Source organism: Enterobacter sp. 3U4, assembly GCF_057224565.1.
In genome coordinates this window covers 2649010-2663755 of record NZ_CP136665.1, presented here as the reverse complement: position 1 = coordinate 2663755, position 14746 = coordinate 2649010, and the positions used below count along the sequence as shown (strand labels likewise).

The window sequence follows — 14746 nt, the reverse complement described above, 5'->3', positions numbered from 1 at the left end:
CCGCACAATTCTGTACAAAAACAAAAAAGCCCGCAGAGCGGGCTTTTTTGTTACTAAGTGGCTGGGGTGCAGGGATTCGAACCCCGGAATGCTGGTATCAGAAACCAGAGCCTTACCGCTTGGCTACACCCCAATTGCGTTAAACAAACTGCCTAACGACTTTTTAAATTGGCTGGGGTACGAGGATTCGAACCTCGGAATGCCGGAATCAGAATCCGGTGCCTTACCGCTTGGCGATACCCCAACAATTTTTTTTCATTACCGAACAACATCGATAATCTAAATTTGGTGGCTACGACGGGATTCGAACCTGTGACCCCATCATTATGAGTGATGTGCTCTAACCAACTGAGCTACGTAGCCAGTACTGCAATCTTCGATGGCTGGGGTACCTGGATTCGAACCAGGGAATGCCGGTATCAAAAACCGGTGCCTTACCGCTTGGCGATACCCCAATACCGCGGAGAACCGCAAAATCGAAGAAATATGGCTGGGGTACCTGGATTCGAACCAGGGAATGCCGGTATCAAAAACCGGTGCCTTACCGCTTGGCGATACCCCATCCGTGCAACGCTTACCCGGGAATGGTGCGGGAGGCGAGACTTGAACTCGCACACCTTGCGGCGCCAGAACCTAAATCTGGTGCGTCTACCAATTTCGCCACTCCCGCAAAAAAGATGGTGGCTACGACGGGATTCGAACCTGTGACCCCATCATTATGAGTGATGTGCTCTAACCAACTGAGCTACGTAGCCATCTTTTTTCGCGTTACCTTATCGGCGTTGCGGGGCGCATTATGCGTATAGACCCTTGCAGCGTCAACACCTTTTTCAACGAAAATAGCCGGAATGTGACTGTTTGGTTAGGTTGCGAACAGCGTGACCGAATATTCGGCAATTATTGGTTATTAATCAGATTTAGACGGTGAAATGCGAGGCAAAAAAATCAGGCCCCTGAGGGGCCCGATTGCGATCTGAGTGATTATTTGTAGGCTGACTGGTGAACGCCTACCGCGCGTCCTGATGGATCGTTCATGGATTTGAAAGATTCATCCCATTCAATCGCTTTGGCAGAGGAGCAGGCGACGGACGGGCCACCCGGTACGCACTCCGCAGCGCTCGGTACCGGGAACAATTCTTCAAAGATTTCACGGTACAGATAGGCCTCTTTCGATCCCGGCGTGTTGTACGGGAAGCGGAAGCTTGCGGTTTCAAGCTGTTGGTCAGAAACCTGTTTCGCCGCCACCTCTTTCAGGGTGTCGATCCAGCTGTAGCCTACGCCATCGGAGAACTGCTCTTTCTGACGCCACGCCACGCTCGCCGGCAGGTAGGATTCAAAACATTCGCGCAGAATATGTTTTTCCATTTTGCCGTTGCCGCACATCTTGTCCTGCGGGTTGATGCGCATCGCCACGTCGAGGAATTTCTTATCCAGGAACGGCACGCGCGCTTCGACACCCCACGCGGACATCGCTTTGTTGGCGCGCGCGCAGTCAAACATATGCAGCGCCTGGAGTTTTCGCACGGTCTCTTCGTGCAGCTCTTTGGCGTTTGGCGCTTTGTGGAAGTACAGGTAGCCACCAAACACTTCGTCAGAACCTTCACCGGAGAGCACCATCTTAATGCCCATCGCCTTGATCTTACGCGACATCAGGTACATCGGGGTTGAAGCGCGGATGGTCGTTACGTCATAGGTTTCGATGTGATAGATCACATCGCGGATGGCATCCAGTCCTTCCTGCACGGTGAAATGGATCTCGTGGTGCACGGTGCCGAGGTGGTTTGCCACTTCCTGCGCGGCTTTCAGATCCGGTGCGCCTTCCAGGCCCACGGCAAAGGAGTGCAGCTGTGGCCACCAGGCTTCTGAGCGCTCCTGATCTTCCACGCGACGGGCCGCGAATTTCTTGGTGATCGCGGAGATCACGGAGGAGTCCAGACCGCCGGAGAGCAGCACGCCGTAAGGCACGTCGGACATCAGGTGGCTTTTCACGGAATCTTCCAGCGCCTGACGCAGCTCGGCTTTGTCCGTGACGTTGTCTTTTACCGCGTCGAAATCGAACCAGTCACGCTGGTAATAGGAGCGGATCTCGCCGTCTTTGCTCCACAGATAGCTACCCGCCGGGAACTCTTTAATAGTGCGGCAGACTGGTACCAGGGCTTTCATTTCAGAGGCAACGTAGAAGTTGCCGTGCTCATCGTGGCCCATGTACAGCGGGATAATGCCGATATGGTCACGGCCAATCAGATAGGCGTCTTTTTCGCTGTCGTACAGCGCGAAGGCGAACATGCCCTGCAGGTCGTCCAGGAACTCGGGACCTTTCTCCTGATACAGCGCCAGGATCACTTCACAGTCAGAACCGGTCTGGAAGGCGTAGCGGTCACCGTATTCGGCGCGCAGCGCCTGATGGTTGTAGATCTCACCGTTGACAGCCAGCGCGTGCGTTTTTTTCTCGTTATACAGCGGCTGTGCACCGGCGTTGACGTCAACAATAGACAAACGTTCGTGAGCCAGAATCGCTTTGTCACTGGCGTAAACGCCTGACCAGTCCGGTCCGCGATGGCGCATCAGGCGGGACAGTTCGAGTGCCTTTTTACGCAGTTCGCCCGCGTCAGTTTTAATATCCAGTACGCCAAAAATTGAACACATAACCTTCTCCGTTAACCCTGTTGCTTTGTAATGTTGCTTGCTTATGAAAATGCCGCAAAGGGGCAGGGCGCGCAAGCGTTTTACAGGTGAAAACGGAAATAGTGCAATAGTGATTGCGGAATAGTGAAAAAAGAGTACGCCATGAATTCTTTTATTGATGATTATGCAATAAAACGCGCTTTTTGTTAGATGAGGTTTTGTTTGTGCAGGCCATAAATGAAAAACCACGCCCTGAGGCGTGGTTCGGTATCAGATGATGTCAATTTCATCGACGGAGGGGTAAATCCAGCTTGGACGGAACGGCATCGAATCAATGTCATCAAGTTGAGAGACGCCGGAGAGGACCAGAATCGTCTCCAGGCCCGCCTGGAAACCGGCCAGAATGTCGGTACGCAGGTTGTCGCCGACAATAACCGTTTCTTCAGAGTGAGCCTGCATCTTGTTAAGCGCGGCACGAATGATCCACGGGCTCGGTTTACCGACCACAAACGGCTGACGACCAGAGATTTTTTCGATACCGGCGCAGAGCGCACCGCAGGCCGGATAAAAGCCACGGCCGTGCGTATCCGGGTTGGTAGCGATAAAGCGCGCGCCGCTGGCGACAAAATATGCAGCTTTATGCATCATCTCCCAGTTAAAGGAGCGCGTTTCGCCGACGATCACAAAGTCAGGGTTTACATCAGTGATGGTAAAGCCTGCTTTATACAGCTCATGGATGAGCGCACCTTCACCTACCACGTAGGCTTTTTTTCCTTCCTGACGCTTCAGAAAATCCGCCGTAGCCATCGCCGAGGTATAAAACACGCTGTCCGGGACGTCGACACCCGCCGTGGCAAAGCGGTTTGCCAGATCCTGACCGGTCTGAGAAGGGTAGTTCGTGAGAAGAACCAGAGGCATTCCTTTGTCGATGATGCGGTGAAGAAACTCCGCAGCACCCGGCACGGCAACGTTGTCGTGCATCAGCACGCCGTCGATATCACAAATTACATTCTTAATGGTCATGGACAGTCCGACATCAAAAAAAGAAGGCGTTACTATAAGGTCCGATCAACTTTCCAGCAAATGCTGCAGCAGAATTCCGTTGAGCATGGCGCGTTTGACCAGCGCGAACGCGCCAATCGCCGAGCGATGGTCAAGCTTTGAACGAACCACCGGAAGATTCTGGCGGAATGCTTTCAGCGCCTGGGTGTTAATACAGCCTTCAATCGCGGGGAGCAGCACCTTTTCCGCTTCCACAATTTCACCGGCAATCACCACTTTTTGTGGGTTAAACAGGTTAATAGCGATGGCGATGGTTTTACCCAGGTGGCGCCCCACCTGCTCGATCACTTCGCAGGCCAGAGCATCGCCTTTATTGGCGGCTTTGCAGATGGTTCCAATCTTGCAATCGTCCAGCGTGACGCGGCTTTGGTAACCCTGTTCAAGGAGATGGCGAACGCGCTGCTCGATGGCCGTGTTGGCGGCAATGGTTTCAAGACAACCGAAGTTGCCGCAGTGGCAGCGCTCCCCGAGGGGTTCAACCTGAATGTGGCCGATCTCGCCGACGTTACCGTTGCGACCAATAAAAATACGGCCGTTAGAGATAATACCCGCGCCCGTTCCGCGGTGAACGCGCACCAGAATAGAGTCTTCGCAGTCCTGGCTCGCACCAAAGTAGTGCTCTGCCAGCGCCAGCGAGCGAATGTCGTGGCCCACAAAGCAGGTCACTTTAAAACGCTTTTCCAGCGCGTCGACCAGCCCCCAGTTTTCAACCTGAATGTGCGGCATATAGCGGATCACGCCGCTTTCCGGGTCGACCAGACCGGGCAGAATCACGGAGATGGCGATGAGTTCGCGGATCTTGCGCTGACAGCTTTCAATAAACTGCGCGATGGTATTGAGCAGCGCATGCTCCAGCGTCTCCTGGGTGCGCTCCGGAAGAGGGTAGTGCTCTTCCGCAATGGCTTTACTGCTCAGATCGTACAGCGTGAGCGTAGTGTCATGACGGCCCAGACGGACGCCAATGGCCTGAAAATTTCGGGTTTCGGTGATAATGGAGATGGCGCGGCGGCCCCCGGTGGAGGCCTGCTGATCGACTTCTTTAATGAGACCGCGCTCAATGAGCTGACGGGTAATTTTTGTCACGCTGGCGGGAGCAAGCTGGCTTTGTTCGGCTATCTGAATTCGCGAGATTGGTCCGTGCTGGTCAATCAGGCGGTACACCGCCGCACTGTTAAGTTGTTTAACGAGATCGACATTACCGATTTGAGCTTGTCCGCCAGGTGTCATACTTTTACTTACTCAGTGACGACCTCGTTACCATTAACGATGGTCTTAATAATTTTATAATCGTGTGTGAATGCCGTCAGGTTTGCAACCATACCTGGTGCAATTCCGCCGAGCTGTTTATCCACGCCCATTGCGCGAGCCGGATAAAGGGTTGCCATACGCAGGACTTCATCAAGCGCAATCCCGCAATGTTCAACCAGGTTACGCACCCCTTCAATCATGGTCAAAGAGGAACCGCTCAGCGTGCCGTTTTCATCCACACACAGTCCATTGCGGTAGTATATTGTTTTACCGGCAAAAATGAACTGCTCAATATTTGCACCTGCCGGTGCGGTGGCATCCGTCACCAGACAAAGCTTGTCACCTTTCAGCCGCTTAGCGTTGCGAATGTTGGTGTAATCGACATGCAAGCCGTCAGCAATAATGCCGCAGTAGACGTCTGGCTCATCCAGAATCGCCCCGACCAGACCCGGTTCACGGCCTGTGATATACGGCATGGCGTTGTAAAGGTGCGTTGCGAAGGTAATGCCCGCGCGGAAACCGGCTTTCGCTTCTTTCAGCGTCGCGTTTGAGTGGCCTGCTGAAACGATAATCCCGGCACCAGCCAGTTTGCTGATGACATCCGCACCCGTCATTTCAGGGGCCAGCGTCACTTTGGTGATCACATCGGCGTTCGCACACATGTAGTCAACCAGCTCCGCATCAGGTTTACGCACGTAATCCGGGTTATGCGTTCCTTTCTTGACCATATTCAACCATGGCCCTTCAAGGTGCAGGCCCAGCGCCTGATTAGAGTGTTTGGCCAGGTATTCGCGCATCACGCGGATACCCTGCTTCATGAGTTCATCACTGCTGGTGATGAGCGTTGGCAGATAGCTGGTGCAACCCGATTTCTCGTTGGCTTTCTGCATGATCTCCAGCGTTTCGACCGTCACCGCATCCGCAGTGTCATTGAATTGCACACCGCCGCAGCCGTTGAGCTGTACGTCGATGAAACCGGGGGAGATTACTGCTCCATTGAGTGAGCGCTGTTCAATCTCCGGCGGCAGTTCTGCCAGCGGGCAAACACGTTCAATCAGGCCATCAGCGATAACAATCGCATGGTCATCCAGAATTTCATGGCCGGTATAAATCCGACCGTGGGTTAAAGCGTACATAACGACCCCCGGTTAAAAAAAGCGGCCGCCTCTTGATGAAGAGGCGGTTATTCAATTACAGACCTTTGATGTTCTCGGCTTCTAACTCGTTGAAGTATTTCAGCGTTTTAACCTTCAGCTCCATCGTGGACGGTTCGTCGCAGACGATGACTGATTTAGGATGCAGCTGCAGGCAGCTGATGGTCCACATATGGTTAACGTTGCCTTCAACGGCAGCCTGAAGCGCTTGCGCTTTCACGCCGCCCAGCACCAGAATCATCACTTCTTCGGCATCCAGCAGGGTGCCTACGCCTACGGTCAGGGCGTATTTTGGAACCTGGTTAACGTCGCCGTCAAAGAAGCGGGAGTTTGCCACGCGCGTGTCATGGGTCAGCGTTTTAATACGGGTGCGGGAAGCCAGAGATGACGCCGGTTCGTTAAACGCGATGTGACCATCATTACCTACACCGCCCATGAACAGGTGGATCTTACCGTAAGAACGGATTTTTTCTTCATACTGACGGCATTCTGCGTCAATATCAGGCGCGTTTCCATTCAGCAGGTTAATATTTTCAGATGGAATATCAACGTGATCAAAGAAATTGCGGTGCATAAAGCTATGGTAGCTTTCCGGGTGGTCTTTCGGTAAGCCAACGTATTCATCCATATTGAAGGTTACAACATGCTTGAAGCTAACCTGGCCTGCTTTATGCATCTCAACCAGCGCCTTATAGGCGGTCAGCGGCGTGCCGCCTGTCGGAAGTCCAAGAACGAAAGGACGATCGGCGGTCGGTTTAAACGCGTTAATACGATTAACGATATGGCGAGCGGCCCATTTACCGACTTGTTCAGCAGTTGCCAGGGGAATCAGTCTCATTGTTCACCTCAAGAGTTAAAGTAGAAGAGTGGGCGGATGGCTATCGGAACCTGATACTTAAGCGTAACCTGGAAACTTTCAGGCCGGATCAATCCGTCTTGATTTTTTGAATGATAAAATAAGTTTTCGCTGTTAGCCAGTATAAGGGAGGGTGAATAACGATATTTGGTGACAAAAATCACAAAAAGTACGCGTTTAATTTGCGATACGAATTAATTTTTCACACACTCACAATGCCAGTGAAGCATCAACGGTATCTATCGTTCGTGACACAATAAAAAACAGAGCTGAGAACATGCCTTAAACGGGGTCTCATAGGGGGAAGAAAGTGAGTATTCTAGGTTATTTACAAAAGGTTGGTCGCGCACTGATGGTGCCGGTCGCCACGCTGCCTGCCGCAGCCATCCTGATGGGTGTCGGCTACTGGATCGACCCCAACGGCTGGGGTAATACCAGCGCGCTGGCGGCGTTCTTTATCAAGTCAGGTTCCGCCATTATCGACAACATGTCCGTGTTGTTCGCGATTGGTGTGGCTTACGGTATGTCCAAAGACAAAGACGGTGCCGCTGCGCTGACCGGTTTTGTCGGTTTCCTCGTGTTAACCACCCTCTGCTCGCCTGCAGCGGTGGCCATGATCCAAAAAATTCCGGCGGACCAGGTTCCGGCGGCATTCGGTAAGATCAGCAACCAGTTTGTCGGTATCCTTGTGGGTATCATCTCCGCTGAACTGTATAACCGCTTCAGCAGCGTAGAGCTGCCAAAAGCGCTCTCCTTCTTTAGCGGTCGCCGCCTGGTCCCCATCCTGACCTCGTTTGTGATGATCGTTGTCGCATTCATCATGATGTACGTCTGGCCGATGATCTTCGACGGTCTGGTGAACTTCGGTGAGCACATCCAGAAACTGGGTTCTGTCGGTGCGGGCGTGTACGCGTTCTTCAACCGTCTGCTGATCCCGGTCGGTCTGCACCACGCGCTGAACTCCGTGTTCTGGTTCGACGTTGCTGGTATTAACGATATTCCTAACTTCCTGGGTGGCGCACAGTCCATCGAAGCAGGTAAAGCGGTTGTCGGTATCACCGGTCGTTACCAGGCTGGCTTCTTCCCAATCATGATGTTTGGTCTGCCGGGTGCTGCGCTGGCTATCTACCACTGCGCGCGTCCAGAGAATAAAGCGAAAGTGCTGGGTATCATGATGGCGGGAGCGTTCGCGGCCTTCTTCACCGGTATCACCGAGCCGCTGGAATTCTCCTTCATGTTCGTGGCGCCGGTTCTGTATGTGATCCACGCCGTGCTGACCGGTATCTCCGTGTTCATCGCTGCCAGCATGCAGTGGATTGCCGGTTTTGGCTTCAGCGCCGGTCTGGTGGATATGGTGCTGTCGTCCCGTAACCCGCTGGCGACACACTGGTGGATGCTGATCCCGCAAGGCCTGGTGTTCTTCGCGATCTACTACGTGGTGTTCCGTTTCACTATCACCAAATTCAACCTGATGACGCCGGGTCGTGAGCTGGCTGTGGCCGGTAGCGAAGCGGATGGTCAGGATATGAACGTGAGCGGTGCTCAGGATCAGGACGTATCAGGTCTGGCGCGTCAGTACATCGCCGCTGTCGGCGGTTCTGACAACCTGACCGGCATCGACGCCTGTATCACTCGCCTGCGTCTGAACGTTAAAGACTCCTCCCTGGTGAACGAAGCGCTGGCCAAACGTCTGGGTGCTTCCGGTGTTATCCGCCTGAACAAAACCAGCGTGCAGATTATCGTTGGCTTCGTGGCAGAGAAAATTGCTAACGCCATGAAAACCACCGGTCCGGTAGCCGCAGCAGAAGCTTCTGCCGCACCTGCCGCCGCGCCAGCGGCTGCAAAACCGCAGGCGGTACCCAACGCCAAAACGGTAGCCGCGCTGGTTTCACCGGTAACCGGTGAAGTCGTTGCGATTGAGCAGGTGCCTGACGAAGCCTTCGCCAGCAAAGCGGTAGGTGACGGTGTGGCGGTGAAACCAACGGAAAAAACCGTTGTGTCTCCGGCGGCCGGTACTATCGTGAAAATCTTCAACACTAACCACGCGTTCTGCCTCGAAACCGAAAATGGCGCGGAGATCGTTGTCCACATGGGTATCGATACCGTTGCGCTGAACGGCCAGGGCTTTACTCGTCTGGTGGAAGAGGGCGCTGAAGTGGTGGCTGGGCAGCCGATTCTGGAAATGGATCTGGACTTCCTGAACGCCAACGCGCGCTCCATGATTAGTCCGGTCGTTTGCAGCAACATCGACGACTTTAGCGGCCTGGTCATTCAGGCCAAAGGTCAGGTTGTTGCGGGTCAAACGCCGCTGTATGAGATTAAAGGCAAGTAATCGCTCCTGAGTAGAGTCATGCCTTAAGCGGCGGGGGATATCCTCCGCCGCTTTTTTTTGCAGCAAAAGCCCCCATTATTTTCTTCAGAGACGTTTTAAGGGTTGTCACTACGTCCGGCTTATAAGATCATATGCCGCTATACGTTGTTTACGCTTTGAGGAATCCACGATGAGTGAGGCAGAAGCCCGCCCGAGTAACTTTATTCGTCAGATCATCGATGAAGATCTGGCCAGTGGTAAGCACACCACAATTCATACCCGTTTCCCGCCGGAGCCGAACGGCTACCTGCATATCGGGCATGCGAAGTCCATCTGCCTGAACTTTGGCATTGCACAAGACTACCAGGGACAGTGCAACCTGCGTTTCGATGACACCAACCCAGTAAAAGAAGACATCGAATACGTTGAGTCCATCAAGAATGACGTGCAATGGCTGGGCTTCAACTGGTCTGGCGATATCTGCTACTCCTCTGACTATTTCGATCAGCTGTACGCCTACGCGGTTGAACTGATCAACAAGGGGCTGGCGTATGTTGATGAACTGTCTGCTGACGAAATCCGTGAATATCGCGGTACGCTGACCGCGCCGGGCAAAAACAGCCCGTTCCGCGATCGCAGCGTGGAAGAGAACCTGGCGCTGTTTGAAAAAATGCGTGCCGGTGGTTTCGAAGAAGGCAAAGCGTGCCTGCGTGCCAAAATTGACATGGCGTCTCCGTTCATCGTGATGCGCGATCCGGTGCTGTACCGCATCAAATTCGCAGAACACCACCAGACCGGTAACAAGTGGTGCATCTACCCGATGTACGATTTCACCCACTGCATCAGCGATGCGCTGGAAGGCATTACGCACTCCCTGTGTACGCTGGAGTTCCAGGACAACCGTCGTCTGTACGACTGGGTGCTGGATAACATCACCATTCCGGTACATCCGCGCCAGTACGAGTTCTCTCGTCTGAATCTGGAATACACCGTGATGTCCAAGCGTAAGCTGAACCTGCTGGTGACCGACAAGCACGTTGAGGGCTGGGATGACCCGCGTATGCCGACCATTTCTGGCCTGCGTCGTCGTGGCTACACCGCCGCCTCTATTCGTGAGTTCTGCAAACGTATCGGCGTGACCAAGCAGGACAACACCATCGAGATGGCCTCTCTGGAATCCTGCATTCGCGAAGATCTCAACGAAAACGCCCCGCGCGCGATGGCCGTTATCGATCCGGTGAAGCTGGTGATCGAAAACTATCCGCAGGGCGAGAGCGAGCTGGTCTCCATGCCTAACCATCCGAACAAACCGGAAATGGGAAGTCGTGACGTGCCGTTCAGCGGCGAGATTTGGATTGACCGCGCTGACTTCCGCGAAGAAGCCAACAAGCAGTACAAGCGTCTGGTGCTGGGCAAAGAAGTGCGTCTGCGTAATGCTTACGTCATCAAAGCCGAGCGCGTCGAAAAAGATGCGGAAGGGAATATCGCCACCATCTTCTGTTCTTACGATGCAGAGACCCTGAGCAAAGATCCTGCTGACGGCCGTAAAGTGAAGGGCGTTATTCACTGGGTGAGCGCTTCCCACGCGCTGCCGGTAGAAATTCGTCTGTACGATCGTCTGTTCAGCGTGCCTAACCCGGGTGCGGCGGAAGACTTCCTGGCAACCATCAACCCGGAATCGCTGGTGATTAAGCAGGGTTATGCGGAGCCTTCTCTGAAAGCCGCTGAAGCGGGCAAAGCGTTCCAGTTTGAACGTGAAGGTTACTTCTGCCTGGACAGCCGTTACAGCACCGCGGAAAAACCGGTATTTAACCGTACCGTGGGTCTGCGTGATACCTGGACAAAGATCGGCGAATAATTTTGCTGTTCTGGTCAATGAGAGACAAACGCCGCATTATGCGGCGTTTTTTTATTTAACGATCAGGATATTAAGCCCGGGCCTAAAGAGGCGTCATGAAAATAACAGGTCAATGAGGTGCTACTTATTTTTTAAAAAAAAGTTTGTGTGATAGCGAAAATCAAAAAGGTTACAAAAAAGGAAAGAAATACCGCGTCTACCCACTGAAATAACTGATAATTCCCCGTCATTCCTCGCCTTCCTGTAAATGTTACAAAGCACTACCAATTATGTGCACTTCGTCATAATCCTGACTTTTGCCCGCTGAAAAGCATTGATAATTCGCGTCGCGAAAAATAACCTAAAGACGGTAGTTAATTCGAGGGTATTTAAAACTACCCCTGACCATTTGGTCTTTTTTATTTACGCCGTTTCAGGCGTTTTAATTCGTCAAAGAGGAATAATCTATGCGTACGTTCAGTGGCAAACGTAGTGCGCTGGCGCTGGCTATTGCCGGTGTGACAGCAATGTCGGGACTTGTGATTGCGCCAGAGGCAAAAGCCGCGGGTTTCATCGAAGATTCTACCCTCACGGGCGGTATTTATTACTGGCAACGTGAGCGTGACCGTAAAGACGTCACTGAAGATAAATACAAAACCAACCTCTCGCACTCCACCTGGAACGCCAACCTGGACTTCCAGTCAGGCTACGCCGCGGATATGTTCGGTCTGGATATTGCTGCGTTCACCGCGATTGAAATGGCGGAAAACGGCGACAGCGGCCACCCGAACGAAATCGCCTTCTCCTCCAGTAACAAAGCATATAAAGAAGACTGGTCTGGCGATAAGAGCGGTATCAGCCTTTACAAAGCCGCAGCGAAATTTAAATACGGTCCGGTATGGGCGCGCGGCGGTTATATTCAGCCAACTGGCCAGACCCTGTTAGCACCGCACTGGAGCTTTATGCCGGGTACCTATCAGGGGGCGGAAGCGGGAGCTAACTTTGACTACGGCGATGCGGGTGCGCTGAGCTTCTCCTATATGTGGACCAACGAGTACAAAGCACCGTGGCACATTGAAATGGACAAGTTCTACCAGAACGATAAGAAAACCAAAGTCGATTACCTCCACTCTCTGGGTGCGAAATACGACTTCAAAAACGATCTGGTTCTCGAAGCGGCATTTGGCCAGGCGCAAGGTTATATCGATCAGTACTTTGCTAAGGCCAGCTATAAGTTTGATGTCGCGGGTAGCCCGCTGAGTACCAGCTACCAGTTCTACGGTACGCGCGATAAAGTCAGTAACGGTGGCGTTAACGACATCTACGACGGTACCGCCTGGCTGCAGGCGCTCACCTTTGGCTACAAGGTTGGTCAGGTTGATTTGCGTCTGGAAGGCACATGGGTGAAAGCAGAAGGGCAGCAGGGCTACTTCCTGCAGCGTATGACCCCGACCTACGCTTCCTCCAACGGTCGTCTTGATATCTGGTGGGATAACCGCTCAGACTTCAACGCAGACGGCGAGAAAGCGGTCTTCTTCGGCGCAATGTACGACCTGAAAAACTGGAACCTGCCTGGCTGGGCGGTGGGCGCTTCTTACGCTTACGCCTGGGATGCAAAACCTGCCGACATGGCAACACCGGATGCTTACTACGATCCAAACTATCGCCTGAAAGAGTCTTCCTACAGCCTGGATGCTATCTATACCCTGCAGGATGGCCGCGCGAAAGGCACGATGTTCAAACTGCATTTCACCCAGTACGACAACCACTCCGATATCCCGAGCTACGCGGGCGGTTACGGCAACATCTTCCAGGATGAACGTGACGTGAAATTCATGGTTATCGCCCCATTCACTATCTTCTGATGAACGCACCGGCGGGCTGAGTCCCGCCGGTATGGAGACTGTACATGATGAAAAAAATCGTAATCGTCGCGTTGCTGGCATCAGGGCTGGTGGCGTGCGCTCAGACACAGGCACCGAAAGAGGACACCCGTCTGAAGGAGGCGTATAGCGCCTGCATTAATACTGCGGAAGGATCGCCGGAGAAGATTGAAGCCTGTCAGAGCGTGCTGAACGTGTTGAAGAAAGAGAAAGCACACGAGCAGTTCGCGACGCAGGAGAACGTCCGCGTGATGGATTACCAGGCCTGCATTCAGGCACGTAAAACCGGTAACGATCAGGAAGTGGCGAAGCGTTGCGATAAGATCTGGAACGAGATACGCAATAACAATAAATAAGTGCTTTACGCCCGGTGGTGCTGCGCTTACCGGTCCTACAAAGGTGTCATAGCCCGTAGGCTCGGTAAGCGCAGCGCCACCGGACTTTTTACAGGCAAAAAAAAGCCAACCTTGCGGCTGGCTCAGAGTATGAATACTGATTATTTCGCGTCGTGCGCGTGGTCGTCTTCGCGGCAGTCGCCTTCAGCGCAGTGACCGTAAAGGTACAGGCTGTGGTTGGTCAGGCGGATGCCATGACGCGCGGCGATTTCACGCTGGCGTGACTCGATGGAATCATCGCTGAATTCAATGACCTTGCCGCAATCGAGGCAGATCAGGTGATCGTGGTGCTGCTGCTGAGTCAGTTCGAAAACAGATTTACCGCCTTCGAAATTATGACGGGTAACAATGCCCGCGTCATCAAACTGGTTCAGCACGCGATAGACGGTAGCCAGCCCAATCTCTTCACCCATGTCGATAAGACGTTTATAGAGGTCTTCCGCACTGACATGGTGATTGTCTGGACCCTGAAGCACTTCGAGGATTTTTAACCGAGGAAGCGTAACTTTCAGGCCAGCCTTCTTTAATGCGGTATTGTTGTCAGTCATGCGGAATCTGTCCTGTTGCTAAACGATTCACTTCTGTAGGAAGTGACAGAAAATGCACCTGGGATAATGCGTCTCATTATAGAACTGCCATGGCTAAATGAAAACTGCAAGTCTCAGGCAAAATATGCTTATAAAAATGGGGTATCACCAACAAACTTGCTCAATGAAAAACCACATTTTATCAGGGAGACATTGTACAGGTCTGGGCGAAAAAGTTAAAAGATTGTAGCAATTAATTTAATCGGTTTGACCTGGTGCACGGGCGCAACCGCCGTTGCGCCGCGATAAAAATCAGGCGTTAAGAATATCGTCCAGGTGCAGTTCTTCACGGATCTGCTTAACCCATTTCTCGACGCGCTCAGCGGTCAGTTCTGGCTGACGGTCTTCGTCGATGGCCAGACCCACGAAGTGATCGTCATCGGCCAGGCCTTTAGACGCTTCGAAGTGGTAACCGGCGGTCGGCCAGTGGCCTACGATAACCGCGCCATTCGGCTCAATGATGTCGCGGATGGTACCCAGCGCGTCACAGAAGTATTCGGCGTAGTCTTCCTGATCGCCGCAGCCAAACAGGGCAACCAGCTTACCGTTGAAGTCGACTTCTTCCAGCGTCGGGAAGAAATCATCCCAGTCGCACTGGGCTTCACCGTAGTACCAGGTTGGGATACCCAGCAGCAGAATGTCATAGCCTTCCAGATCTTCTTTGCTGCTCTTGGCGATGTCATGCACATCAGCAACGTCTTTACCGAGCTGTTTTTGAATGTTTTTTGCGATATTTTCGGTATTGCCGGTATCACTGCCAAAGAAAATGCCGATGATTGCCATGAGTA

General features: G+C 52.9%; 11 protein-coding genes and 7 tRNA genes. 4 read left to right on the top strand and 14 right to left on the bottom strand.

All coding sequences use genetic code 11. The features are described from left to right. Positions 1-58: 58 nt before the first annotated feature. The 12 genes from RVY89_RS12740 to nagB form a co-directional block, all read right to left on the bottom strand. Positions 59-133 (bottom strand) — tRNA-Gln (locus RVY89_RS12740). Positions 134-169: 36 nt separating this feature from the next. Continuing rightward, a tRNA-Gln gene (locus RVY89_RS12735) sits at positions 170-244 on the bottom strand. Positions 245-286: 42 nt separating this feature from the next. Then, positions 287-363 (bottom strand) — tRNA-Met (locus RVY89_RS12730). 17 nt (positions 364-380) lie between these two features. Beyond that, positions 381-455: transfer RNA gene (locus RVY89_RS12725), tRNA-Gln, on the bottom strand. Between the two features lie 32 nt (positions 456-487). Further along, positions 488-562, bottom strand: a tRNA-Gln gene (locus RVY89_RS12720). 23 nt (positions 563-585) lie between these two features. Continuing rightward, positions 586-670 (bottom strand) — tRNA-Leu (locus tag RVY89_RS12715). An 8-nt stretch (positions 671-678) separates the two neighbouring features. Further along, positions 679-755, bottom strand: a tRNA-Met gene (locus RVY89_RS12710). Between the two features lie 226 nt (positions 756-981). After that, positions 982-2646 carry an asparagine synthase B gene (gene asnB / locus RVY89_RS12705; protein ID WP_484825509.1) on the bottom strand — a complete coding sequence of 555 codons (1665 nt, stop codon included), beginning with the start codon at positions 2644-2646 and terminating at the stop codon, positions 982-984. A 249-nt stretch (positions 2647-2895) separates the two neighbouring features. Continuing rightward, the gene (gene nagD / locus RVY89_RS12700; protein ID WP_023310763.1) at positions 2896-3648 is read right to left on the bottom strand and encodes a ribonucleotide monophosphatase NagD; all 753 of its coding nucleotides are present in this window, start codon (positions 3646-3648) and stop codon (positions 2896-2898) included. Positions 3649-3693: 45 nt separating this feature from the next. Continuing rightward, on the bottom strand, positions 3694-4914 hold the full coding sequence (gene nagC / locus RVY89_RS12695; protein ID WP_021242995.1) for a DNA-binding transcriptional regulator NagC: 1221 nt from the start codon (positions 4912-4914) through the stop codon (positions 3694-3696). A gap of 8 nt (positions 4915-4922) precedes the next feature. Further along, complete coding sequence (nagA, locus tag RVY89_RS12690) at positions 4923-6071, bottom strand: N-acetylglucosamine-6-phosphate deacetylase (protein ID WP_484825508.1); 1149 nt, start codon at positions 6069-6071, stop codon at positions 4923-4925. Between the two features lie 55 nt (positions 6072-6126). Next, a complete protein-coding gene (gene nagB, locus RVY89_RS12685) occupies positions 6127-6927 on the bottom strand; it encodes a glucosamine-6-phosphate deaminase (protein ID WP_023310765.1) in 801 nt (266 codons plus the stop codon). A gap of 328 nt (positions 6928-7255) precedes the next feature. On the opposite strand from nagB, the gene nagE reads away from it, so the two are divergent. The 4 genes from nagE (at position 7256) to chiQ (ending at position 13332) form a co-directional block, all read left to right on the top strand. Next, the gene (nagE, locus tag RVY89_RS12680; RefSeq protein ID WP_213821296.1) at positions 7256-9277 is read left to right on the top strand and encodes an N-acetylglucosamine-specific PTS transporter subunit IIBC; all 2022 of its coding nucleotides are present in this window, start codon (positions 7256-7258) and stop codon (positions 9275-9277) included. 169 nt (positions 9278-9446) lie between these two features. After that, complete coding sequence (gene glnS, locus RVY89_RS12675) at positions 9447-11114, top strand: glutamine--tRNA ligase (RefSeq protein WP_484825507.1); 1668 nt, start codon at positions 9447-9449, stop codon at positions 11112-11114. A 446-nt stretch (positions 11115-11560) separates the two neighbouring features. Continuing rightward, positions 11561-12958 carry a chitoporin ChiP gene (gene chiP / locus RVY89_RS12670; protein WP_371898893.1) on the top strand — a complete coding sequence of 466 codons (1398 nt, stop codon included), beginning with the start codon at positions 11561-11563 and terminating at the stop codon, positions 12956-12958. Positions 12959-13005: 47 nt separating this feature from the next. Beyond that, positions 13006-13332 carry a ChiQ/YbfN family lipoprotein gene (gene chiQ, locus RVY89_RS12665; protein ID WP_032661388.1) on the top strand — a complete coding sequence of 109 codons (327 nt, stop codon included), beginning with the start codon at positions 13006-13008 and terminating at the stop codon, positions 13330-13332. 140 nt (positions 13333-13472) lie between these two features. On the opposite strand, the gene fur is transcribed toward chiQ, so the two are convergent. Beyond that, positions 13473-13919: a ferric iron uptake transcriptional regulator gene (gene fur / locus RVY89_RS12660; RefSeq protein WP_023310771.1), complete on the bottom strand. Its 447-nt coding sequence runs from the start codon at positions 13917-13919 to the stop codon at positions 13473-13475. Between the two features lie 291 nt (positions 13920-14210). Next, positions 14211-14741: a flavodoxin FldA gene (gene fldA, locus RVY89_RS12655; RefSeq protein WP_008501067.1), complete on the bottom strand. Its 531-nt coding sequence runs from the start codon at positions 14739-14741 to the stop codon at positions 14211-14213. Positions 14742-14746: the final 5 nt, after the last annotated feature.